Here is a 23,946-nt window from a genome sequence, read left to right as displayed (position 1 = left end):
TGCCTGGACTGTGATGTTGTGAAAATATCAAAGAATGAGTGTGTTTCTAGGGTAGTACATCGCCCGCATTAACCGCGAGCAGATAATATTTCGACGAGCAGATAACAATCCGCTATCTGCTCGTCGAAATATTATCTGCTCGCGAGAGGAAGGTGATGGGCGGTTATGCGTCTTCCTTCTGTTGTTCGGCAAGCGCATCAAGATCGGCACGCGGGAAACCGCCGCGTTTTTTCGCCAACACCACGTAGAAAACGGAGATAATGGCGAAGAATACCACGCCCACCTGCACGGATACTACGGCGCTCGAATCGGGAAGCATGAAAAGAGCGACCAGTGTGGCAAGCACCCCGGCAAGCCCCACGCCCGCCGTAATGCGCCCACCCCAGACGGTGAATCCTGAGGAGTTCCCCTGGTGCTTCTTGTATGCCTGGTAGGTCAGCAGAATCATAATCCACACAACCAGAACGCATAGGGTGACTAGGGCCATCAGCAGCTCGAAAATATTACTGATTTCTGCCACCGCCATGACAGATGCGATCACCACACCCAGGAAAGAGAGCAGAAGCGCGGTGACGGGCACACCGTTATGGTTCGTGGTGCCCGCAAACGTGGGTGCCATTTTATCGCCCGCAAGCGCGTGGAGCAGGCGGGTTGCCGCATACAGCGAGGCGTTCGCCCCCGAAAGCGCGGCGATCAGAATCACGAAGTTGGTAATATCTGCCGCATAAGGAATGCCCAGTTCAGAGAACACCATCACGAAGGGCGATTGGCTGAGGTCTTTGCCGGTCTGCGCCGCCTGCTGCCAGGGCATCAGGCACAGAATAATCAGCATTGAGAGCACGTAGAAGCTGGAGAGCCGCCAGATCATGGCCTTGACGCTAGTGCGTACCGAACGGGCCGGGTTCTGCGCCTCTGCGGCAGAGATGGACAGCATCTCAACACCACCGAAAGAGAACATCACAATTGCCATCGAAACCCAGACGGCGCCGATTCCGTTGGGAAGCAGCCCACCGTCGTTCACGAGGTTTGCGGTACCCGCCGCAGCGTGCCCGGGCAGGCCAACGAACACAAGAAGCAACCCCAGCACAATAAAGACGATAACCGCAATTACTTTAATGGAAGAGAGGAAAAATTCGAGGGCTCCGAAGGATTTAACGCTCACCAGGTTCAGGATGAGAATCAGGATGCCGGAGGCTGCCACCGTCACCCACAGCGGAATTGCGGGGAACCAGTACGAGAAATATTTGCCGACCGCCACGAGTTCGGCGCCGGTCAGCGGCACAGTGGTTGCCCAATACGCCCAACGGCCGATATACCCGGCGTAGGGGCTGAGGTATCTGGTTGCGATGGTGCCGAACCCGCCGGGAACGGGGTGGCGAACCGCCATTTCGCCCGCGCACGCCGCGATAATAGCGGCGATCATGGAGCCAACAGCGTAGGCGATGATAGCACCGGGTCCCGCAATTTTAATGGCGGAACCAGAGCCTAGAAAGAGACCGGTTCCCAGGGCGAGACCCATCGCGATCATAGTCATTTGACCGTGCGAGAGGGAACGTTTCAGTTCGCCGTTTTCTGCCGGTGCCGTCTTAGGTGCTGAGGCGTCCTGTGCTTTACTCATCAGGTGGTGCTTTCCATTTTTTCGTTCATCGGTTGGGCGCCTGCCCTCGTATGTCGCGTCGAAACCGAGCGCGGCTCGGTACCCGGTCTGCAGCAAATGTGGCAAAGGCGTATCGAATAACTATCCCGCGTCGAGCATCATCTGTGCAACTTTTTGCATGGGTTTGTGCGTGGCGAAACAGATTTTCCCTATGATTCTCAGAGTTTGGTTATTTTTGGGTGTTCCACGACGTAATGCAAATTTGTGCATAAGATGCGCCGCCCACCGCACAAGCATACAGCGCCACAAATATTAATGGCGAGAAGCGGACGACCTGCCCGCTTCTCGCCATATCATCAATTTTTCACGGCGGTGTGCGGCATCAGCCTAACCGTCGTACTCGATCTCGTGCCGTTTGAACCAGCCAATTACCGGGTAACTGATAGGCATGAGCACAATCTCAACCAGACACTTATACACATACCCGACCAAGGTGTAGCTGATGAATTGATCCAAGCTAGTAATCCCCAGAATAGGCGAAGCAATCGCACAGAAAATAATGGTATCCGCCAACTCGCCTACGAGGGTTGAAGCGATCATACGCGCCCACATAAACCGCCCGGAGGTGGCCTTCTTCATGGCGACCATCACCCAAGCGTTCAGAAGCTGACCCGTTAAATACCCCAGCAGCGACCCAGCAAAAATCTGCCATACGGGACCGAGAATAATGGCGAACGCCTCTTGATTCTCATAGTAGCTGGCGGGCGGCAGGGCAACGGTCAGCAGGAAGCATCCGGCAGCGAACGCCGCCGACACAAACGAGGCGATAATAGCCCGGCGAGCGCGCTTAAACCCGTACACCTCAGAGAGCACATCGCCGAGTACATAGGCCAGCGGGTACAGGAAGAAACCACCGTCACTGGGAATAAAGTTCCCGTTCGTGAACGGCGGAAGCTCAAATGGGAGCGGCCCGAATTCGATACCTTTCGTAGCCGCAATATTCGAAATAATCAGAATCACGCAGGATGCGCCCAGCAGCAGGTCAAAATAGCTGCGGCGCTTCGCCCACGGCGGGGTAGTAATATCCTGCGGTGCCTTAGCGGGTGTAGACATAGTTCTCCCTAAAAGGTTTGATGTGAATGTTGTTTTGAGATTATGCTCGCCTGCCACCCGAGCACTCACTATCTTACCCAGTAACTCCGTTTGAGTGAGAACCTAAAAAGGCTCTTGAGGTGATAAAGCGTAGTTTCGCCAATTTATTCGCATCACGAGCCTTTTTACGGTGCAGGCTGCCGCCTCTTAAACTATAAATATGGGTCACCAAGAACCTGCTCGCTCATCCGTGCGCCGCACGACCGCGCACATCCCGCGTTTGCCCCGAAGCATTTCGGCGGCGATGCGCGGTGCCCGCCGCGCCGGTTCAGTTCTGGAACCCCTGCTCGTTTCCTCCAGCGAACTCATCGGGTACCTCCCCTATCGTGCCTACGGACGAACCCTGCACTATCGGGTCGATAACGTGCACCATCTTGAGGCTGCCCAGACCGAGCCGCCCGGAATTCTTTTCTTCTTCGACGGCGATTACCTGCTTCGTTCCAACAGCAGGCTGCTCAGCCGCACCTCCAGTTTGCGCCGCGACCTCGCCGATATTGCCCGCGAACACCGTATGCTGTGCGTGCCCGTGCTGGCACCAGGAACCCTTGAAGCACCCGTTTTCAATGACCCCACAACCACCTGGTGGGTGCGTGCCCGCAGGAACGGCCGTGTTTTTCGTGCCCTTACCGCCGACCTCGCCGAACGCTACGGATACGATCGCACGCGCATCTGGCTTGCCGGGTATTCGGGCGGAGCGGAATTTATTACCTACGAACTGTTGTCGCATTCCAACGACTGGCTGCTGGGCGGGGGTGCTTCCATGATCGGCGGAGGCGGTTCCGACGGCATTCCGCAGCGTTTCCGCGGGCCCAGCCGCTCCCTAAACGGGATGCTGCTCAGCTGGCATGTGGGAGACCGCGACGGCAAAGCACCGGCTTCTGCGGGCCAGATCTGGTCAGCGCAGCGTGCAGCCCATGAGGGCGAAGACTTTTACCGGGGACGGCAGGCACGCACCATGCTGCGTATTCTGCCAAAGCAGGGGCATCGTGGGTATCCGCTGACCTCTTTGATTCGGGACGATTTGCGCGCCGCCACACGACTGGGCTATCTCTGAGCCGGGGCTCCTAAATTTTCGGGCACAATATTTTTACTCCTAGTCAGGGCGCGATGCGCTCGTTAAGAAATATCTCAAGTTTTTCGGTAATTTTTTGTGCCGCAGTCGCAATTTATTGACGTTCTGCGGTAAAGTGTCACTATGCCTCGTATTTCTGCCGCAACGAACGCCGCTCAGCGCGAAAACACCAAACGTGCCATCCTCGAATCTTTCGGGAAGCTCCTCTACTCCCGAGGACTCCCCGGACTCACCATGACCGACGTCGCCAAAAACGCCGGTATTGGGCGCACAGCAGTCTACAATTACTTCGCTGACATGGGCGAACTCCTGGTTGCCTACGCCCTTGACGAAACCGAACGGTTCCTGCACGAACTTGATGAAGGAATCGCCGGAGTCACCAACCCCATCGATCAGCTCGCCGTCTATATTCGCCTGCAGATCGAAGACCTCGCCCGCAGGCACCTTCCCCCCGGACCCGCCATGCGCTCCATGCTCTCACCCGAATCATACGCTCGCCTCGGCAAACACGTGAGCGAACTGCAAATGGTTTTGGCAAACATCCTCTCCGATGCCATCACCGAAAAATACATCCCCGAAAACGACATTCGCGAACTCGCGATGCTCGTACACGGTTCGCTCTCCTCAAGCGCCGGACGCGCCGAAGACGCCCCCGACGCACAAACCCGCGAACGCCAGATTCAAAGCACCATCAGGTTCATTCAGATGGGGCTGGGCGCCCGGTTTGATGCGGACGGAAACCCCCTCAAAATCGAAGAAACTCAAGCACATAAAAGCGAGAAAACGACCGACCTGACCGTCGCATCCTAAAGACGCTCGTCCCCGTTCGGCAGAAAACGAACCAGCATTAAACGCGAAAGCCCCCGACCGCTACGTCAGGGGCTTTCTTCATCTCCACAAGTTGGCTGCGGGGAGCGAGTACGCATCCGGCTAAAAACCCGGAACCTGATCCAAATCAAGCACCCGCGCATACATCACCGCACGCCGATGCAAAGCATTACGCAACGCCCGATGCACCCCATCCTCCAGGTACAAATCATCACGCCACTTCACCACATGCGGAAACAAATCCCCATAAAACGTGGAATCCTCCGCAAGCAGCGTCTCAAGGTCAAGCGTCTTCTGCGTCGTAATCAGCGCATCAAGACGCACCTGCTGCGGAGGCACATTACCCCAATCAGCATGCGACAAATGATGCTCAGGATACGGGCGCGAAGAACCAACCTTCTTGAAAATCATATCTACATTCTAAAATGCCGCTCCCCCAGGCCGAAAAGTCACGCCCACAACACACGGCACAACGCCACAATAAAACCCGGTTAACACACCAAAAACAAAAATCCCCGACCTCGAAAACTCGAAGCCGGGGAAAGAGCGGAGGATGGGGGATTTGAACCCCCGAGGGCGTGAGCCCAACACGCGTTCCAGGCGTGCGCCATAGGCCGCTAGGCGAATCCTCCAACAAAACACCCAAAAGGGCGAACGGATAAAACTATACAGGGAACCCAACACTAAGGCAATTCTGCCCCAACGAAAGTGCCCAATGCCACTAGGCGCCCCAAGGCCCCGGCACCAAGTTCACAACCACCACAAAATCAGGTAGACTGGTACGTGCCTCTTACGTGGCGTTATCTTGGAAAACTCCCCCAGGACCGGAAGGTAGCAAGGGTATTCGAGCTATGACGGGTGCGTAAGAGGTTTTTTATATCCAAAAACATTCGCAACAGAAACACACCGTCATAGCGTGCTCACGCGCCCGCTCCGCTCACGCTTCGCGGCTTCAACCTCAGATTTATTTCCTCGCGCACTCGGAATCTGAGGCTTCAGCGGTTGCGTAAGAGGTTTTTACGTTAAACTTCGCATATCGTTGCAAAGTTCATCGCATCAGTTTGATGCGCTCGCTTTACAGGGCCCCTGTCAGCTACGCTCGTTCCTCGCTTGCTGACATCCCTAGGCACTCGCATCATCAACCTTCTCCGATGAACCCAATATCTCGTTTCCCTTGGGGCGGAGGGGCAAGTGTCTCTAGGATGCTAGTGTTTTTTGGCAAAATGATGTTTTCCGATTCAGTGTCCGAAGGTGGATTCTAGGTTCTTCTAGACTTCGGGAGCGTTTTCTTCATTCGGGAGCGATTAAAGTGCTCCCGAATGAAGAAAACGCTCCCGCTTTATGCCTACAAGAAACTTATCTGAGGTAACCTACCCACCATTTCTCACAGGCGAGAATTTAGGCATAAACCATCCCACGCCGATGACGAAACCAAGCCCCAAGCGCGCATCCGTGAACTAAAATAGTGTAGAACCCCGCGTCGTCAACCAGAAGGTCACCCGTGAGCACAGCACTCTACCGCCGTTACCGCCCCGAGACCTTCGCCGAAGTCATCGGGCAAGAACACGTCACCGAACCGCTCATTACCGCACTCACCAACAACCGCGTCAATCACGCCTACCTCTTCTCAGGCCCGCGCGGATGCGGCAAAACCACCTCCGCACGAATCCTGGCACGCTGCCTCAACTGTGCCCAAGGACCAACCCCCACCCCCTGCGGCGTATGCGATTCCTGCCGCGAACTCTCCCGCGACGGCGGCGGCTCCCTCGACGTCATCGAAATGGATGCGGCATCCCACGGCGGCGTAGACCACGCCCGTGACCTGCGTGAACGTGCAACCCTCGCGCCCGTGCGCGACCGCTACAAAATCTTCATCATTGACGAAGCGCACATGGTCACTCGCGAAGGGTTCAACGCCCTGCTCAAAATCGTGGAAGAACCGCCCGAGCACATCAAATTCATCTTCGCCACCACAGAGCCAAATAAGGTTCTCGGAACCATCCGCTCGCGTACCCACCACTACCCGTTCCGGCTGGTACCGCCCGAAGTTCTTCTGCCCTACCTCGAAAAGCTCTGCAGCGAAGAGAACGTACCCGTCGAATCCGGTGTGCTTCAACTCGTCATCCGTGCTGGCGGCGGCTCCGTGCGCGACTCGCTCTCCATTCTTGACCAGCTTATCGCCGGTGCCAACACCGAATCCGGCATTAGCTACGACCGCGCGGTCGCCCTGCTCGGGTATACGCACGCCCAACTTCTCGACAACGTGATTGATGCGTTTTCCGCCCAGGATGCGCCCTCCCTCTTCGAGGCGGTCTCGCGGGTGGTGGCGACCGGGCAAGACCCCCGCCGTTTCGTCGAAGACCTGCTCGAACGCCTGCGCGATTTGATTGTGGTGCAGGCAGTACCGCAGAATGCCGCGCAGATTCTGCAAGGCGTTCCCGCCGACCAGATAGAACGCCTCAAAGCGCAGGCGCAAGCCTTCGCCACGGCCCAGCTGACCGGCGCGGCGAGCACCGTAAACGAAGTGCTTAACTCTATGACCGGTGCCACCAACCCGCAGCTGCAGCTTGAACTGCTATGTGCGCGGCTGCTAGTTCCTGCGGGCAGCCCGGGCGGTGCTGGCGGCGATCTCACCGCCTTGACCTCTCGGCTGGATGCGCTCGAACGTCGTCTTGCCGCCGGTAGTGCGGGTGCGCCTCAACGCGGGGGACGCTCGGGAAATCCCGCAGTGAGTCAGAGTACGCCTTCCGCCGCGCAGAATAACGTATCGCCCAGCGCTAGCGGTTCCACCGAACGTCAAGCTCCCGCGCAGCACGCCGCTCCCCCATTAGCTACAAGCGTCGGAGCATCAACAAAGAAGGTGGCTGGTGCCGAGGCTATGAACGCATCGGCGCAACATCGCGGCCCCGTTTTAGGGCAGAACACGAATCAACAGGTGCCTAAGTCTGAAACTGAAGGCGAGCAAAAAGGGACGCCCCAGAATCAACAGTCTCAGGGTTCCGCGCCTCAGAACTCCGCGCCATTGGCCCCTGCCGCAGGGAGTACAGGATCTTCCGAAGGTGCGCCTTCGGAGCCCAAACCGTCCCGTTCGGCTCCCTCAGAACCATCGGTCGCGCAGGAACCTCCCGTCAAGCGCGTTACCGTCGCGGATGCAGAAGACCCGCTTGCCTCGGTGCGTGCCAACTGGCGTGCCGTGATTGCTCGGGTGAGTGCGCCGGGCGCATCCGAAAAACTGTTGCAGGTTGAGCCCGTGCGTCTGATCAGCGGCGAACTGTATGTGCGGGCAGATATGCCTACACTCAAGGCGGTCGCTTCTTTTGTGCCGGAGTTGAGCGCGCGCGTGAGCGATTTTCTGCGTGAGCAGGTGCGTGTGCGTGCCGAGGTTGCGCGTCCCCAAGCCCAGCCAGATGCACGCCCTGCCCAAGCACCCGCCGCGGACCAGAAATCTTCTGATCCCGCTCCGATCGCTGACGGTCCGCGTGGCGGCGTGGATGCGTGGAACCGTCACGGGCAGCCCGTCCCGTCCGGGCAAGAGGCGGCATCACAGGGTACAACCAACGTGGATGCGCCCATTACGGCCTGGGAGGTCGCGCCTATCCCGCAAGATTCCGAGGATTCCCCCGTCGAGATGCGCCCAAACGATGCGGCTGAGGGCCAGCCCGCCGCAGCATCACAGCCCAGTTCTTCCCCGCAAGATACAGCGCCTCAAGATTCCCCGTCTCGCCCCAGCACATCATCGGAGGCGCAAGCGAACTTGCCTCCCGAAACCGAGCCTGTACCCCCTGAAATACCCGAAGATAGCGGGAATACACGGGTTCCCGAGGGCGGTTTTGGCGAGCGCGATTCCTTCGCGGCCTCGGGCAGCTGGATTCCGCAGCAGGATTCTCCGAGTCCGCACGAACAGGGCGGGGATAACGGTAATACAGATCCCCAGGATGCCGGTAGCCGCAATGAACCGGTGGACGATTCCGCGCCGGATCCGGGTCAGACGCAGGGTGAGGGCTCTTCCCCCTCAGTTTCCCTTGAGTCTGTAGATACCGCCGAGAATGCCGAGTTCAGCAATATTCCGGTGCCGAGCGCATCCGCACCGCTGGCTGCGGAGAATAAGCCGGCTCGGGAGGCTGCCGCATCCGCCCCGGTCTCACCTTTACCACCCCTGGCTCAGCGGCCGGATTCAGCGGACGCAAAACCCGAAGAGCCGCCCGCCGAATCCGAGCAGGAGACTGCCCCGGCACGCGGACAACGCGCGCAGCAGGAGCAGAGCGATGAAGAAGATGTCGTTTCTGATGACGATGAAAGAATTGAGAATAGCGTTCATATCGGTTTGCGCGCCATCGAAAAGATTATTGGCGGCAAGGTGATCGACGAACGTCCGCTCCATCAGATTTAGCGCGGCACAACGCGCTCACAGCACACACAGACGAGGAGAAGCATGTACGAGGGCGCAGTCCAAAATCTCATCGATGAACTTGGTCGCCTGCCGGGGGTGGGTCCCAAGTCGGCGCAGCGCATCGCCTTCTATATTCTCAACTCTGACGCCTCAGATATGGCACGCCTGACCAACGCGATTTCGAAGGTCAAATCGAGTGTGAGCTTTTGCGAAATATGCGGCAACGTTTCGGAGACGAAGCAGTGCACTATCTGCCGCGATGATCGGCGTGACCCGGGCCTGATTTGCGTGGTTGAGGAATCCAAGGATGTGGTGGCGATTGAGCGCACCCGTTCCTTCACTGGGCGTTACCATGTGCTGGGCGGGGCTATTAACCCGCTGGCAGGGCTTGGACCCGAGCAGCTGCGCATTCGTGAGCTGGTTTCGCGCCTGGCAGATGAGCGTATTCAAGAGATTATTCTAGCGATGGACCCTAACCTTGAGGGCGAAGCTACCGCAACCTATCTTTCGCGAATGCTGGTTCCGCTGGGTATTCGCCTCTCACGGCTGGCTTCCGGTCTGCCCGTCGGCGGCGATCTGGAATATGCAGACGAGATTACGCTCGGGCGCGCGCTTGAGGGGCGCCGCGTGATCAGCGAAGGCGCGGGTATCGCTCAGGCGAATGCCGCCGAAGATTTTGAGCAGGTGGTTGACGAGGAGCAGGCGGAACGTGAACGCGCTGATGCTGAGCCAAAGGCGCCGCGTAAACGTTGGAGCGGGAGCATGTTCGACGACCTTGACGATTCCCAGGGTGAGCCCGAGGACTCTTCCTCTGACAACCCCCGCGACGCGGAGAACGATAATTCTCGTGCGGATAGTTCCCCCTCACCTGGCACGCAGACTACCGTTGATGAGGCGCTTATCGAACAGGCGCTCGATAATTCTGCCCATGCAGACACCCCGAGTTCCGAAGACACGCCAGATTCCCCTCAAGAGACCCCGCCCGAGTCCCATAAATCGGCGGCTCAGGCTGAGCAGATTCCAGTGGATATTACGCGCGCTGATGCCTACCGCATCCACGCGCACCGGTCGGAGGATTATGAGGCGCGCATCCGTAAAATACAGGAGGAGCCCTTACGCACGCCCACCCCGGAGGTTCCGCCTCTGCCCGGTGCCAAATACGTTAACCCGTGGAGCTAATAAGCCCTGCCGTTCTGTAAAAGTGGGATGTGCACCGCTCGGTTCCGCAGAGTCATCCGTAACAGTTCTTCATATTTCACGTTCTAATACACATACGTGCACGATTCCCACCGCGCGCCGCATCCGCCTACTATGTAAAGAGCCGGTAAACTAGCCGGTGGCATACTCAATACTGACCTGGAGAATTCAATGAGCCTGATCGTCCAAAAGTTCGGCGGTTCTTCCGTCGCGGATGCCGAGGGTATCAAACGCGTCGCCCAGCGCATCGTGGACACCCAAAAAGCGGGCAATGATGTGGTCGTGGTCGTCTCCGCGATGGGTGACACCACTGATGAACTACTCGACCTTGCCGCTGAAGTAACCGCTACCGTTACCCCCTCGCGCGAGCTCGATATGCTCCTGACTGCGGGTGAGCGCATCTCGACGGCTATTCTGTCGATGGCGGTCAATGATCTAGGCGCGAAGGCGCAGTCTTTCACGGGTTCCCAGGCGGGCATGATTACCGACGGCGTACATGGTTCAGCGCGGCTTGTGGAAGTCAATCCAGACCGTATTCGCCGGTCTGTTGAGGCCGGAAACATCGCGATTGTAGCGGGGTTCCAGGGTGTTAACCGCCAGAGCGGTGACATTACGACTCTCGGTCGCGGCGGTTCAGATACCACGGCGGTCGCTCTTGCGGCGGCGCTTCATGCGGATGTATGCGAGATTTATTCGGATGTGGACGGCGTGTTCACAGCCGATCCGCGCATCGTATCAACCGCGCATAAGCTCAATACTGTCACAAGTGAAGAAATGCTTGAGATGGCGGCAAATGGCGCAAAGATTCTGCATCTGCGCAGCGTGGAGTACGCCCGCCGTTTCAATCTGAAACTGCATGTGCGTTCGTCATTCTCGAATCTTGAAGGCACTCTTGTTATCCCGGAAAATTCCGCGGAACTAACCCCCACCCATGTGAAGGAGATTCCCTTGGAACAGCCCCTGATTTCTGGCGTTGCGCACGACCGTGGACAGGCAAAAATTACCGTGGTGGGCGTGCCCGATATCCCCGGATCTGCTGCTAAGGTTTTCGGTCTGCTCAATGAGGCCAAGATTAACATCGATATGATCGTGCAGAACGTCTCGACCGACCGCCCGAACGTGACCGATATTTCCTTTACGCTCAACCAGGCGCAGGGTCCGCAGGCGTTGCAGGTACTTGAGAAGACCCAGGCCGAGATCGGTTTTGAAGAGGTTATTTATAACGAGGCGGTGGGTAAGCTTTCGCTTGTGGGCGCGGGCATGAAGACCAACCCGGGTGTCTCGTTTACCTTCTTTGAGGCGCTGAGCAATGCGGGCGTGAACGTCGAGATGATTTCGACCTCCGAGATTCGTATCTCGGTTATCACCGAGCTTTCAAAGCTTGATGAGGCGGTCCGCGCGGTACACACCGCTTTTGAGCTTGATGCCGAAGGCGAGGCCACCGTATACGGCGGAACAGGCCGCTAAACTTCTTATCTTCCAAGAAGGGTTAGGGGTGTCGGAAGGACATTTTTGTCTTTCCGACGCCCCTACTTCTTAAACTCATCTACCTTCTTTATGTGAAATATCGATTTATGCGCTTCACTTATTTCAGATATTTGATACGCTGGTATTTGTAACGCTAGCGCACCATTGCAGCTGGTTCCCGTCGAAACTCTTATTCTTCATGGTCACCGACTGTCTGCGCACGAAAGGAAAGCTTATGTCTGTAACTATTCCCAATCTGCGTGATGAAACTATTTCTCAGGCTCGTGCCGAGGCACAGCACCTCCTTGCCCAAGCGAAGGAAACCACGATTTCACTCAGCGTTTCCGGAGCGGAAAGTGGACAAATCGGGGATGCGCTCAATCAGGTCATCTCTCAGGTTTTGCATGCTTTGGCTCAAGGACAGCACATCGACATTCAGACCATCCCGCACGATCTGACGACCACAATGGCCGCACAGCGCATCGGCATTTCTCGCCCTACGCTCATGAAGGCAATCCGCTCGGGAGAGCTGCCAGCTCACAAGGTTGGATCCCATTTCCGCGTTCGTACCGAAGATGCCGATAGGTTCCGCAAGAAACTACTGGAAAAAAAGGTTGCCGAAAGCAAACAAGCGCTCCAAGACCTCTGGGCGTTCGAAGAAGAAAATAACCTTGTAGATGTACTCGGGGGCCCTGCGTGGTAACACGTGATTATTCCGTCCTGCTCGATACCAATATCCTGATGAGCAAGACCCTGCGGGACTGGATCTTAATGCTCGCAAAAGAGTCCAAATATCAACTCTTCACGCCATATATCTCATGGGGAATTCTTGATGAGTTTGGGTACAGAGTGCGCCGCAATGAGCCAACGCTTGATGACGGAGTAATATCCACATGGCGAAAGCAGATTCTCAAAGTAACCGGTCAGCCACTCGAAGGTTTTCCTGTAGGCTCTGTCGAGGGGTACCCCGACCAAGATGATCTTCATGTACATGCCGCAGCCCAGTACTGCGGTATGCATATTCTCGTCACTGACGACGTAAAGCTCCTTGCCTATGCGAGCACCACAGAATCAGAGCTAACACAAAACTATGAGACCTTCAGCGCCGACGATTTTCTCATGCACCTCACAGAACTCTCGTCCCTTTCCCTCTTCGCTCAGGTGTACGTTAAACATGTAAAGTACGCCCTTAGTCGCGGCTATAAAGATATCGATGTATGTAAGGCGCTAGACCGCACAAAAGATAGACGAGGGAATATTCAGAGACCTCTCGCTCCTACGTTTGCCCGATTCCTACGAACAAATATTATTAACCGCCCAGATGTCGCCTCTGCTATCGACCGAATTCTTACGGAAAGCGCCGATGTTCCGTTCCCTCCGTCCCCATGATTTTGCGCTCCCTTATGTCCCACGCAGCAGATAGTTTAGTCTAGAAGGATGACTCCCAAAGTGCTACAGGTACTTGACGGCTCGCTCTGGCGTGCTTATGCGAAGGAGCATGAGCGCCGGGCAGGGCGCTTTGCGGACCCGTTTGTGCGGCGACGCGAGCGCGGTCAGGCGCATCCGGTCGAGGATTTTCTGTTTACGTACTACACGCTCAAGCCCGGTCAGTTCAAGCGCTGGCATCCGGGGGCTGGCGTCATTCTGCTGGATGCCGCCGAACGCACCAACTGGAAATTCTACCGTGCGGCAACCGAGGACGAGCTCATCTTAGCCGGGCTCTCCCCCGACGATGCACGCACCCATGCCGAACGTGGCGACGCGGTTCTCGTGGATATACCCCAATTCGTGGACAAACGCGGCACCGCCCTCACGTTCACTCGCGAAATTCTGTCAAATACAGCCGATAAAAAAGCGTTTTTTGGATGCTTTGGTATGCACGAATGGGCGATGGCGTATAAATCAGTTCAGAACAATATTCGTCACGACTACCTGGATTTGCGTTTGGGTGCTGAGGGCACCGACCGGGTGGTTGAGTCGCACCGCATCCGCTGTTCGCATTTCGATGCGTTCCGGTTTTTCATGCCTCAGGCGGCGCCCATGAACGAGCTGCAGCCCACCCGTGAAGCACAGCGCACTCTGGAGCAGCCCGCTTGTCTGCACGCCAATATGGACGTCTATAAGTGGGCATACAAGCTGATCCCGCTCATCGATTCGGCGCTCGTGATGGACTGCTTTGAGCTTGCCTGGGATGCGCGCGAACTCGATATGCGCGCCGCACCGTACGACCTTCACGATTGGGGCTATGAGCCTATTAAGGTAGAGACCCCCGAGGGTAAAGCCGAGTATGTGCGGTATCAACGCGAGCTTTCGGAGCGTTCGGTAACGCTGCGCCGTCGCGTCTTGAGCCGGGTTAAGGGCGCTCTCAATCGCGCCGCCGTGGCTTAAACTAATTTCTCCCCCGCCGGAAAACGAGGGAGAAATACTTGTGGTTGAGTTTATCTATCGCGATAGCCTGTCTTTTTCGTCCCGAGGAGCATCTTCGAGCTTTTCTGAAGTGCCAAACTTTTCAAGCTCGCATGTATTCGGTGAATATTTTCAGCGATCGTTATTTACTTAGTGGTGATTGTCCTGCACGGCTTGTGCGGTGACTCAGCGCGGTGCATCACCGCCCACCCCGGAAATAATGGCTCATTCCGCTCGGTGGAACGGAGTGAATTAACATAGCCGCGCGCTATGCCTCTTCAAGCCACGGTGGTTATGCGGTTGATGCAGCTCAGGGTTTGCCCGTTTTGTTTTCTGCCAGTGGTGATGGCAGGAGTGCGATGAGGCGCCATTGGAAAACTGGCGCGACATCATACACGCTCTTAGAGAATTTGTAATCATGCATTCCCTGTGAACATAATCACTTTAAACAAAATGTGAGCAAAATGAATCGTTGATGTCACTTTTCTGGAGCAAAAGTTTACAACGGAAATATACTATACAGCATGCGAGATTGGTTTTTATAATTTACATGTAAATAGTTTATGTGAAGTCAGCAACTTTGAGATTAGTTTACCGCTCAAGCATACTTTAAACATTGACACGACGCTTGAGAACTAGCTGAGGCGCGCATCCTGATATGCGTAATCTTCAAAATTATTCTTTAATCCGCAGTTTTGAAACATCACCTGCTAAAGACTTCAAAATTCCGATGTTCGCTCACAGAGAACGATTTTTGAGAAGAATTATTACGCTTTCCTACAAGGAGTTTTGATTCCACACTTTCTTCTTGGTAAGGCATAGCTCACCATGGGTATCTTCATATTTATGCGCGCTTAGTTTCACGTTCCCGTACCCGCCGCTCTTTCACTGATACTGCGGTCAAAATTCGCTCGCCGAGCGGGCGTCAAGAAGCGTGCTTGCGGTAACATTAAGACGGCTCAATCAGAACTCATGCACCCAAGGAGTGCCCGCACATGGCCCGTATTGTTGTTGATGTTATGCTCAAGCCCGAAATTCTTGACCCGCAGGGTAAAGCTATCGCTCACGAGCTGCCCCGTATCGGCCTGAATTCCTTCACCGACGTTCGCCAAGGCAAACGTTTTGAGTTGACCGTCGAAGGCGAAGCTACCGAAGAACATCTTGCGCAGGCACGCCAAGCGGCAGAAGAGCTACTCTCAAATCCCGTCATCGAAGACGTTGTGAACGTCTCGGTTCTGGAGGACTAAGAGCATGGCAGAATCACTCGCAGCACACGAAGTTCCCCTTGTTGGCGACTTCAGCGTCTCGGCACCCAACCCCGACTTTGCTGATGCGCGCATCGGCGTTATTACTTTCCCCGGCACCCTCGATGACCGCGATGCGGCGCGTGCCGTACGGTTAGCGGGCGGAACCGTCGTCGAACTTTGGCATGACGACGAAGATCTCAAAAACGTTGATGCCGTCATCATTCCCGGCGGTTTCTCCTACGGCGACTATCTGCGTGCGGGCGCTATCGCGGCGAAAGCACCCGTCATGCATTCGGTCATCGCAGCAGCAAATGCAGCGGGAACATCGGGCTCTGCTCCCCTGCCGGTGCTGGGTATCTGCAATGGTTTTCAGATTCTCACCGAGTCGCATCTGCTCCCCGGATCCATGATTAAGAACGATCACCGCAAGTTCATTTGCCGTGACCAAACCCTGCGCATCGAAAATAACGCTACCTCGTGGACCGGATCTTACGAACCTGGGCAAGAGATTGTTGTTCCGCTTAAAAACCAGGACGGTCAATACGTGGCGGACGCCAAAACTTTAGAGGCGCTCGAAGCCGAGAATCGCGTGGTGTTCCGATACGTGGGTTTCAACCCGAACGGTTCACGCCACGATATTGCCGGTATCAGCAACGAACGCGGAAACGTCGTCGGTCTGATGCCCCACCCAGAACACGCGGTTGAGCCCGGTTTTGGTCCCTCATCCTCCGGGTTCGGTGATGTTTCACTACGAGGCGGTGCCGACGGCTTGGGCGTCTTCACCTCCGCTCTTTCCAACCTGATCAACGCCCGCTAGACGCACGACGACAAGGATAGACACAAGCGATGAGCGAGAAGCAGTTTAACCTCGATACCGTCGAGCATGCGGCGGAAACCCCCGATACTGAACTCCCCTGGGCAGAGCTGGGGTTAAAGGAAAACGAGTTCGAAGACATCAAGAAGATTCTGGGCCGCCGCCCGACCGCGGCCGAGCTGGCCATGTACTCGGTCATGTGGTCCGAGCATTGCTCCTACAAATCCTCGAAAGTGCACCTGAAGCAATTCGGTGCCAAGGTTACCGATGAGATGAAAAAAGACCTGATGGTCGGCATCGGCGAGAACGCTGGCGTAACCGATATCGGCGACGGGTGGGCGGTAACCTTCAAGATCGAGTCACACAACCACCCCTCCTATGTTGAGCCTTATCAGGGTGCGGCAACCGGAGTGGGCGGTATTGTGCGTGACATTATTTCGATGGGTGCACGCCCGATCGCCGTTATGGATCCGCTGCGTTTCGGCGCTATAGACCACCCGGATACCGCCCGCGTGGTCGGCGGTGTGGTCGCGGGCATCGGCGGCTACGGCAACTCTCTGGGGCTGCCCAATATTGGCGGCGAGACCGAATTTGACGCCTGCTACCAGGCAAACCCCCTCGTCAATGCCCTGGCAGTCGGTATTATGCGCCACGAAGATATTCGCCTGGCAAACGCATCCGGTGTGGGCAATCAGGTAGTGCTCTTCGGGGCACGCACCGGCGGCGACGGTATTGGCGGCGCATCCGTACTGGCTTCAGAGTCCTTTGACGATACCAAGCCCTCCAAGCGACCCGCCGTGCAGGTAGGCGACCCCTTCGCCGAGAAGGTTCTGATCGAATGCTGCCTGGAACTCTTCAAGGGTTCCGTGGTCGAAGGCATTCAGGATCTCGGCGCTGCCGGTATCTCCTGTGCAACCAGTGAGCTCGCCTCCAACGGCGAGGGCGGCATGCACGTAGACCTTACCAAAGTACTCTTGCGAGACCCCACCTTAACCCCCGGCGAAATTCTGATGTCGGAATCGCAGGAACGCATGATGGCGGTCGTTTCGCCCGAAAACGTCGAGCGTTTTGAGGCGATTATGAAGAAATGGGGCGTGGAGTACTCCTTCTTGGGAGAGGTGACCGATACCGGTCGCCTAACCATTGAATGGGACGGCCAGGTGATCGTTGATGTAGACCCGCGTACTGTGGCGCACGATGGTCCCACCTATGAGCGCCCCTATGCGCGCCCGGCTGGTCAGGATGCACTCCAGGCAGACCATTTCACAGGCTCCACCGCCGACGATGCACGCCCGCGCGGCGAACAGCTGGGCGAGGCTATCAAGGCTTTCATGGCATCTCCGAATATGTGCTCCAAGTCCTGGATCACCAATCAATACGACCGCTACGTGCAGGGCAACACAGCCCTCTCTATGCCGGACGATTCGGGCGTGGTGCGTGTGGATGAGAACACCAACCTGGGGGTCGCGCTGGCGACTGACGCATCACCACGTTTTACCTATCTTGACCCGTATGAGGGTGCGCGCGCATCCCTGGCGGAGGCTTACCGCAACGTGGCAACCGTGGGTGCCCGCCCGGTCGCGGTTTCGGACTGCTTGAATTTCGGTTCCCCCGAAGATCCAGACGTCATGTGGCAGTTTGCGGAAGCCGTGCGCGGTCTTGCCGACGGCTGCATGGAGCTGGGTGTTCCGGTCACCGGCGGCAATGTTTCGCTGTACAACCAGACCGGCGGTAAGGCTATTAATCCGACCCCTGTGGTCGCGATGATGGGCGTAATGGACGACGTTACCCGGCGCACCCCCTCTGGTTGGGCGCCGGAACACGACGGTCAGGCTATCTACCTGCTGGGTACCACGCGTGACGAGCTGGACGGTTCAGAATGGGCGCGTTTCAAGGGCCATCTGGGTGGTCTACCCCCGAAGGTTGATCTGGCGGTTGAACGTCAGCTTGGCGATATGCTCGTAAATATGTCGCGTGACGGCATGATCGATGCGGCACACGACGTTGCCGCCGGTGGTCTTGCCGCAGCACTCGCGGAAGCATGCCTGCGTTTCAGCACCGGGGCGCGCATCGGGCTGGGCGAAGTTGCCGAACGCGACGGGCTCGACCTGTTCACCCTGCTGTTCTCGGAATCCTTAGGTCGCGTGGTGGTTTCCGTCCCGCGTTCTGAGGAGGTACGTTTCAAGGATATGTGCACCGCCCGGCAGTTCCCGTTCGCACGCATCGGCGTGGTGGATGCGCTCTCGAACGCGCTGGACTTCCAAAACGAAGTCTCCATCAACCTTGATGAGCTGCGTGCTGCTCACGAAGGCACCATGGCAGCTCACTTTGGTGAGGTGGCGCGGGGCTAGATCCCTCTATCGGCAAAGCTAGGCTCTTGATGTGAATAAAGCCGGAGTTTCCAACGCTTTCTTCGCATCAAGAGCCTTTTTCTGCATCAAGGCACTCCCCACCTGCGCTTTCACACGCTAGACTGGAGGATAGGTTACATAGACCGTTCACACCGATAACACATTCGCCCCGCCGAACCGCATCCCGAAAAATGCACAGACACAACAGAAAGATCACCATGACCGCAGCACCATCCGTGCAGGTCTTTGCGCCAGACATACCTAAAGCGGGCAGAATAACGCTCGCGGCATTCGCTCTCTTTGTTATCGGTTGGCTTATCTATATCGAATTCACGGGCGGACTAGACTTCAATGTCTACCGTTTCGGTGCCATGACCATCTTCGATAACGACGGCATGCACAAAGATCTCTACGCCCGAAATCTTCTAGAGTACGGCGACTTTAGGCTGCCCTTCACCTACCCGCCCTTTGCCGCGCTCGTGTTCTTACCGTTTGCTTTTCTGCCCGCGTGGGTGGGTATCGCCATCATGTATGCGATCAGCATCGGTGTTGCATGGTGGCTGGCAACCCTTATCTATAACTATGCCACCGACCGCGGCTACAGCGTTCCTTTCCAGGAGAGACTCGGCACATACGGCATCATCGCTGCTCTCACGTTCATCATTATTATGACCGGGCCGTGGCGGCGCGGGCTCTCGCTAATACAAATTAACCCCATCATCCTTACGCTGGTGCTTGCCGATTTTATACGACCGGCAACCCGCATTCCCCGGGGTGCACTTATCGGCATCGCGGGCGGTATTAAGCTCACCCCGCTTGCCTTCGGCCTTATTCTGCTCATGCGCAAAGACTGGCGCGGCATCCTTACCCTAGGCGCTTCTTTCGGCACGACCATTCTTCTTGGGTTTATCTTCCTTCCGCAGCAGGCAGTTACGTTCTGGACGAGCGCCGTTTCGGATTCCGGTCGTGTTGGAGGTATTAACTTCGCCGATAATATTTCGATTCAAGGCTGGCTGATGCACCTGGGTCTGCGTGAGCCTACCCTGAGGCCCGTATATTACGCCCTTGTTCTTGCTACGATCGGTCTCTGTGCGGTGCTTCTGCGCCAGCTTATTCGCCGTAATCTTGTGCTATCTCAGGTGGCGGTCGGCGGGTTTTTGATGGTGAGCATCTCCCCCATCAGCTGGTCGCATCATAATGTCATGTTCCCTCTGATTATCATGACGCTTATTCTTGACGCTTTCCCTCTGTTTTTCACGCACCTGCCCGCCTGGTTATCCGGTACCGCACGTTTTTTGACGTGGGTGGCGTTTATCGGTCTATATATTTCGCCTATGTGGCTGGGGGCCGCTATCGGCGGTGGATTCAACAGCCTCAACCATCTTGCGCAGTATGCCTTGTTGTTTTCGACCGTGCCTATCCTGTGTCTCTATGCGGTCATGGCTCTTTGGGCAGGTTCGGCGCTCACCCCGGCCGTGCGCATAGCGCAGAATCGCGATCGCGCGGTCATGGCGGGTCCCAAACCCGAGCCTCAGGCCGCGTAGCAGCAGGTAGTGTCATGTGCAGTTGAGTTAAAACGCGCATACGGCGGTAACAAAGGATGCGGTGGTTCCCCCTCTCTGGGGAACCACCGCATCCTTATATGTCCGTGTCACAGGATGAATTGCCTAAGCGCGTGTCTAAATCTGCCCTATAAGTGTCATATAACGGTTATTTACGTATATTTTTCAGTGATAATAAACACTCTGAGGCGCTATCTACACAAGTGTAACAATCTGTCACAAATGGTCCCGATATACCTCAAACGCGAACTTTGAACATCTATCGAGACGCTTACAGACGGCCACTCTGCTCGCCTAATTGAGCAAAAAGCGCGGCATTAATACGGAATCCTTCCATAGCCTCGTCAATCAGAGCTTCCCGCTGTTCTTCGCTCAAAGGAGCGCGATCAAGAAGCTCCCGATATTCATCCTTGAAGACCTTTGGCTTAGGAAGCTGCGGGAACGAGTACATGGTCAGCGCATCCCGTGCAATGCCGTAATGGCGAGCCACTAGAGCCGCCACAGCCTGCCCGCCCGAGAGATCTCCCAGATAGCGCAGATAATGATGTGCCAAGAACCGCTCGGGAGCCTGCGCGGTCGCCTTAATACGCGCCACATATTCGATAGTTGCCAGCAGTGGGGCATCAATCTCGGTCCGTCCTAGAGCACGAATATCATGGTGAATCGCGGCGGTACGATCCAACCCTTCCAGCGTGAAAGGATCAGTCAGTGGATTACCGGATTCACGCAGATTCCGAGAGATTTCCTCCAGCGCCTCATAGATATAGGTGTACTGGTTGATGAGGCGTAAATACGCGGAAGTATCGAGTTTCCCGCCCATCAAATCTTCCATAAAGGTAGAGTGCTCGGCATTATCATGCACACGCTTGGTGCTAGCTTTTAGCCGGGCCGAAAACCGCTGTTCGACAGCATCGGGAGAGGTGGTTTCGGGGGTAATAATGGCGGTCACGGAACGCCTCCTGATTGAGTTGAGAGTCATGAATATTTTTGATGACACAGTGTCACCAAATCAATAAATGACATAGTGTCACTAAATTTTTGGTTTTGCAACACCGCTGCCAAAAAATTTTATTAAGGGGAACCTCATCATTAAGCAAAGTACTACAATTAAGCTACACAAGTCTTAGCTAATAGGTCTAGACTAAGACTGCTCATTACTAAAACCACGAATAAAGGACACACATGTCTATGTCGCATAACGCGAAGCGCTCATGGGCGTTTCTAGCGTCTGCCGCCGTTGGCCTCAGTGGCATCGCCGCCACTCCCGCCCTAGCGAACCAACCCGCACCGACCGCGCAGATCGTCTCTGAGCAGGCGCCAGTTGCCGCATCACAAAGCCTGCAGGATGCATCCGTAGATTGGGGCGTCAAATCCTCATTCCGCAGATACATCACCGGTCCTGTAGCCGGTGGTTCGCAGGAACTAACCGGTGCTACCTCCAATGCGGATGGTTCTTATCACTTCACCGCCGCTGAAGGTACCGTCGAGGCAGACGGTTCGTACCACGTTAAATTCACCGGCTCCAGCGTGAAGTACACCGGGCACCACGGCGTGCTCGAAGTAACTATCAGCGACTTGGAACTTGTCATCAAAGACGGGCAGGGCAGCCTATACGCAAATATCAGCGAACGCCCCTATAACGGCAACACTACCCCGAACCCGCCCGTACAGCACGATCACACGCTGATTGGTACTTTCGATGCTTCCTCCCTGAAAAACGAAGGCGGGCAGCTGACCTTGGCGGCATCTGATGCAACCAAGGTGAAACTCAGCGCAGAAGCAACCTCGGTGTTTGCCGGGTTCTACCAGGCAGGTCAAGAGCTGGATGCGCTGGCATTCTCCGCGAAGCTCGTTACCAAGCAGGCACCGGCACCGGAGAAACCTGCTGATCCGACCCCGGAGCCGACTCAACCTGCACCTGAGCCTACTCAACCCGAGCAGCCTGCACCAGAACCGACTAAGCCTGCCGATCCTACTCCTGAGCCATCTCAGCCTGCGCCAGAGCAGAGTAAACCTGCTGAAATGCCAGATCCGCAGCCTTCACGGAGTTCCGAGGCTCCGGCACCACAGCCCTCTCAGACTTCTGAGGCACCTGCTTCAAACCCTTCAAAGCCCAGCGAAGCACCCAGCTCTCAACCGACTCCGCAGCCCTCACAAAGCTCGGAAGCCGCTAAGCCCGCACCGGCTCAACCTCCGGCTACCGATGCAGCACCGAGAACCGACGTGCCGAAAGGTCAAGGGCACATTATTGAATCCGGCAACCTGACCTGGAATATTCGTGATTCCTTCCTGCACTACCTCAACACCATTGCGCGCGGTAACATCACCGTCGAGGGTCTGTCGAAGAACGCGGCGGGCGGGCTCGACTTTACCAGCGCATCCGGCTCGTACGATGAGGCAACGAAGACCGGTCAGATCAACTTCGCGGGCAAGGTGCACATTAGCGGGCATCACGGCCAGCTCAACAGCAGCTTCGAGAACACTCGCCTAGTCATCAAAGAGGGCAAGGGCTACCTGGTTGTCGACGCCGAAGCGCTCAACATGCAGGGCGAAAACCGCACCTTCAAAGATCTTGTACTCGCCGAGGTTGATTTGAGCGGTGCAACCTTAGAGAATAACGTGCTCTCGGCTAAGAATGCAGCCGTTACCGTTACCGTCGAGGGGTCCGAGGCGATCTTCGCCGGGCAGTACAATGACGCCGACAAGCGCGCTATGGCTCCGCTCTCCTTCAGCGCAAAACTCGGTTCCCAGCTGGTGGAAAATAAGGTTACCGACACCACAGTTAAGGGTTCTAACACCGGCAGCGGTTCGGCGAACCTAGGTAATAACGCGAATGCGGGTATTGGCGGCACGAACTTTGGCGGTTCCGTGAACAATGGCGGCGGCAGTGCCTCCCATTCCCATAACGGCTCCACCCCGGCTGCACACCCGAATGGAGGTAAGAGTGGTTCCTTCAGCAGCGTCTCGAAGAACCCCGCCCAGCCCGTCTGCACCCCGGTGACCGTGACCAAGCAGGTTCCCGTTAAGGCAGCGAACAAAGCACCGGCCGCATCCGCAGATGGTAAGGTCGCCAGCGCAGACCTCGGGTGGGGCGTGCGCGATTCCTTCCGCAACTACATTCGCGGCGGCATCGCTAACGGCAGCTGGGATCTGAACGGCACCACCTATTCCAATAACGCCTTCCAGTGGGCGAAGGGCACGGGTTCCTTCAAGGATGGTAAGGGCTCGATTTCCTTCACCGGCTCGGTGCATTTCACCGGACACCACGGAATTCTGGACACCACCATCTCAAACCCGCGTCTGGAGATCAACGGCAAGACCGCCGTTCTCTACGCAACGGTGGTCGGCAACGATATGGACGGCAAATCACAGAATTACGGTGAAGTTGCTCTGCTCAACGTTGATGTAAACGGCTTGCAGGTCTCTGGCGATAAGATTTCCATCAGCGGTGCGGGCACCACCATTACCGCTGAGGGTGCCAAAGCGTTTGCAGGTTTCTACGAGGCGGGTAAGGATATGGCTCCGCTGAGCTTCTCGGCATCGCTTTCGGGCGCACAGCCCGCGGGCAACACCACCAAAACCCAGGCCACCCAGACTGTGACCGAAACCGTATATCAGGGTCAGGGATGCGATTCCCTCAACGCACGCGGCTCTCATGGTCGTCTGGCGCATACCGGTGCCAGCGGTGTAGAGGTTGGGGTTGCTAGTGGTCTGGCCTCTCTGGTCGCCGGTATTGGTGCCGTGCTGTACACGCGCCGTCGCAAGTCCTCCAGGATGTCTGACCGCTCCGAATAAACCTAAGATCGGCCTATAAACCACCGGCATATGCGGCGGTTCTTAGGCTCGGGTTTATTCCTCGGTGC

General features: G+C 56.4%; 17 protein-coding genes, 1 tRNA gene and 1 other RNA gene. 14 read left to right on the top strand and 5 right to left on the bottom strand.

Translation table 11 applies throughout. From position 1 onward, the window contains the following. Nucleotides 1–163: 163 nt before the first annotated feature. Entirely contained in the window at nucleotides 164–1,618 is a 1,455-nt protein-coding gene (locus HMPREF2625_RS01190; RefSeq protein ID WP_070520745.1) for an amino acid permease, read from the bottom strand. Nucleotides 1,619–1,984: 366 nt separating this feature from the next. Continuing rightward, the gene (locus HMPREF2625_RS01185) at nucleotides 1,985–2,710 is read right to left on the bottom strand and encodes a queuosine precursor transporter (protein WP_070520741.1); all 726 of its coding nucleotides are present in this window, start codon (nucleotides 2,708–2,710) and stop codon (nucleotides 1,985–1,987) included. A 199-nt stretch (nucleotides 2,711–2,909) separates the two neighbouring features. On the opposite strand from HMPREF2625_RS01185, the gene HMPREF2625_RS01180 reads away from it, so the two are divergent. Beyond that, a complete protein-coding gene (locus HMPREF2625_RS01180) occupies nucleotides 2,910–3,803 on the top strand; it encodes an alpha/beta hydrolase (protein WP_070520738.1) in 894 nt (297 codons plus the stop codon). Between the two features lie 141 nt (nucleotides 3,804–3,944). Next, nucleotides 3,945–4,631 (top strand): TetR/AcrR family transcriptional regulator, encoded by a 687-nt coding sequence (locus HMPREF2625_RS01175; protein ID WP_070520735.1) that lies wholly within the window; start codon nucleotides 3,945–3,947, stop codon nucleotides 4,629–4,631. A gap of 120 nt (nucleotides 4,632–4,751) precedes the next feature. Here HMPREF2625_RS01175 and HMPREF2625_RS01170 read toward each other — a convergent pair whose 3' ends face one another. Together HMPREF2625_RS01170 and HMPREF2625_RS01165 are read right to left on the bottom strand one after the other, a co-directional pair. Further along, on the bottom strand, nucleotides 4,752–5,060 hold the full coding sequence (locus HMPREF2625_RS01170) for a type II toxin-antitoxin system VapB family antitoxin (RefSeq protein WP_004006550.1): 309 nt from the start codon (nucleotides 5,058–5,060) through the stop codon (nucleotides 4,752–4,754). A 136-nt stretch (nucleotides 5,061–5,196) separates the two neighbouring features. Then, nucleotides 5,197–5,281: transfer RNA gene (locus HMPREF2625_RS01165), tRNA-Ser, on the bottom strand. Nucleotides 5,282–5,431: 150 nt separating this feature from the next. Between HMPREF2625_RS01165 and ffs the strand changes: the two genes are divergently transcribed. The 11 genes from ffs to HMPREF2625_RS01110 all read left to right on the top strand — a co-directional run bounded on the left by ffs (nucleotide 5,432) and on the right by HMPREF2625_RS01110 (nucleotide 20,065). Then, an RNA gene (ffs, locus tag HMPREF2625_RS01160) (signal recognition particle sRNA small type) lies at nucleotides 5,432–5,526 on the top strand. Between the two features lie 624 nt (nucleotides 5,527–6,150). After that, nucleotides 6,151–9,039, top strand: a complete 2,889-nt coding sequence (locus tag HMPREF2625_RS01155) for a DNA polymerase III subunit gamma and tau (protein WP_070520732.1) — start codon at nucleotides 6,151–6,153, stop codon at nucleotides 9,037–9,039. Between the two features lie 42 nt (nucleotides 9,040–9,081). Next, nucleotides 9,082–10,218: a recombination mediator RecR gene (gene recR, locus HMPREF2625_RS01150; RefSeq protein ID WP_070520728.1), complete on the top strand. Its 1,137-nt coding sequence runs from the start codon at nucleotides 9,082–9,084 to the stop codon at nucleotides 10,216–10,218. Nucleotides 10,219–10,407: 189 nt separating this feature from the next. Continuing rightward, nucleotides 10,408–11,703 carry an aspartate kinase gene (locus tag HMPREF2625_RS01145; protein ID WP_070450847.1) on the top strand — a complete coding sequence of 432 codons (1,296 nt, stop codon included), beginning with the start codon at nucleotides 10,408–10,410 and terminating at the stop codon, nucleotides 11,701–11,703. 235 nt (nucleotides 11,704–11,938) lie between these two features. Further along, nucleotides 11,939–12,406 carry a helix-turn-helix domain-containing protein gene (locus tag HMPREF2625_RS01140; RefSeq protein WP_239661965.1) on the top strand — a complete coding sequence of 156 codons (468 nt, stop codon included), beginning with the start codon at nucleotides 11,939–11,941 and terminating at the stop codon, nucleotides 12,404–12,406. Next, nucleotides 12,400–13,092 carry a PIN domain-containing protein gene (locus HMPREF2625_RS01135; RefSeq protein WP_238382406.1) on the top strand — a complete coding sequence of 231 codons (693 nt, stop codon included), beginning with the start codon at nucleotides 12,400–12,402 and terminating at the stop codon, nucleotides 13,090–13,092. The genes HMPREF2625_RS01140 and HMPREF2625_RS01135 overlap by 7 nt, the downstream gene beginning before the upstream one ends. Nucleotides 13,093–13,140: 48 nt before the next feature. Continuing rightward, nucleotides 13,141–14,091: a 3-methyladenine DNA glycosylase gene (locus HMPREF2625_RS01130; protein WP_070520723.1), complete on the top strand. Its 951-nt coding sequence runs from the start codon at nucleotides 13,141–13,143 to the stop codon at nucleotides 14,089–14,091. Between the two features lie 1,013 nt (nucleotides 14,092–15,104). Then, a complete protein-coding gene (gene purS, locus HMPREF2625_RS01125; protein WP_004006543.1) occupies nucleotides 15,105–15,356 on the top strand; it encodes a phosphoribosylformylglycinamidine synthase subunit PurS in 252 nt (83 codons plus the stop codon). Between the two features lie 4 nt (nucleotides 15,357–15,360). Further along, nucleotides 15,361–16,173 carry a phosphoribosylformylglycinamidine synthase subunit PurQ gene (purQ, locus tag HMPREF2625_RS01120; protein WP_070450851.1) on the top strand — a complete coding sequence of 271 codons (813 nt, stop codon included), beginning with the start codon at nucleotides 15,361–15,363 and terminating at the stop codon, nucleotides 16,171–16,173. 29 nt (nucleotides 16,174–16,202) lie between these two features. Beyond that, nucleotides 16,203–18,521 carry a phosphoribosylformylglycinamidine synthase subunit PurL gene (gene purL, locus HMPREF2625_RS01115; RefSeq protein WP_070520720.1) on the top strand — a complete coding sequence of 773 codons (2,319 nt, stop codon included), beginning with the start codon at nucleotides 16,203–16,205 and terminating at the stop codon, nucleotides 18,519–18,521. A gap of 218 nt (nucleotides 18,522–18,739) precedes the next feature. Beyond that, nucleotides 18,740–20,065 carry a glycosyltransferase 87 family protein gene (locus HMPREF2625_RS01110; protein ID WP_246826570.1) on the top strand — a complete coding sequence of 442 codons (1,326 nt, stop codon included), beginning with the start codon at nucleotides 18,740–18,742 and terminating at the stop codon, nucleotides 20,063–20,065. Nucleotides 20,066–20,354: 289 nt separating this feature from the next. On the opposite strand, the gene HMPREF2625_RS01105 is transcribed toward HMPREF2625_RS01110, so the two are convergent. Beyond that, nucleotides 20,355–21,062, bottom strand: a complete 708-nt coding sequence (locus HMPREF2625_RS01105; RefSeq protein WP_070520715.1) for a biliverdin-producing heme oxygenase — start codon at nucleotides 21,060–21,062, stop codon at nucleotides 20,355–20,357. A gap of 203 nt (nucleotides 21,063–21,265) precedes the next feature. Between HMPREF2625_RS01105 and HMPREF2625_RS01100 the strand changes: the two genes are divergently transcribed. Further along, nucleotides 21,266–23,878, top strand: a complete 2,613-nt coding sequence (locus HMPREF2625_RS01100) for an HtaA domain-containing protein (RefSeq protein ID WP_070520712.1) — start codon at nucleotides 21,266–21,268, stop codon at nucleotides 23,876–23,878. The last annotated feature ends 68 nt before the right edge of the window (nucleotides 23,879–23,946 follow it).

Source organism: Rothia sp. HMSC064D08 (assembly GCF_001809525.1).
Classification (GTDB): Bacteria; Actinomycetota; Actinomycetes; order Actinomycetales; family Micrococcaceae; genus Rothia; species Rothia dentocariosa.
Note: the sequence above shows the minus strand (reverse complement) of the source record. Positions and strands in the feature narration are given on the sequence as shown.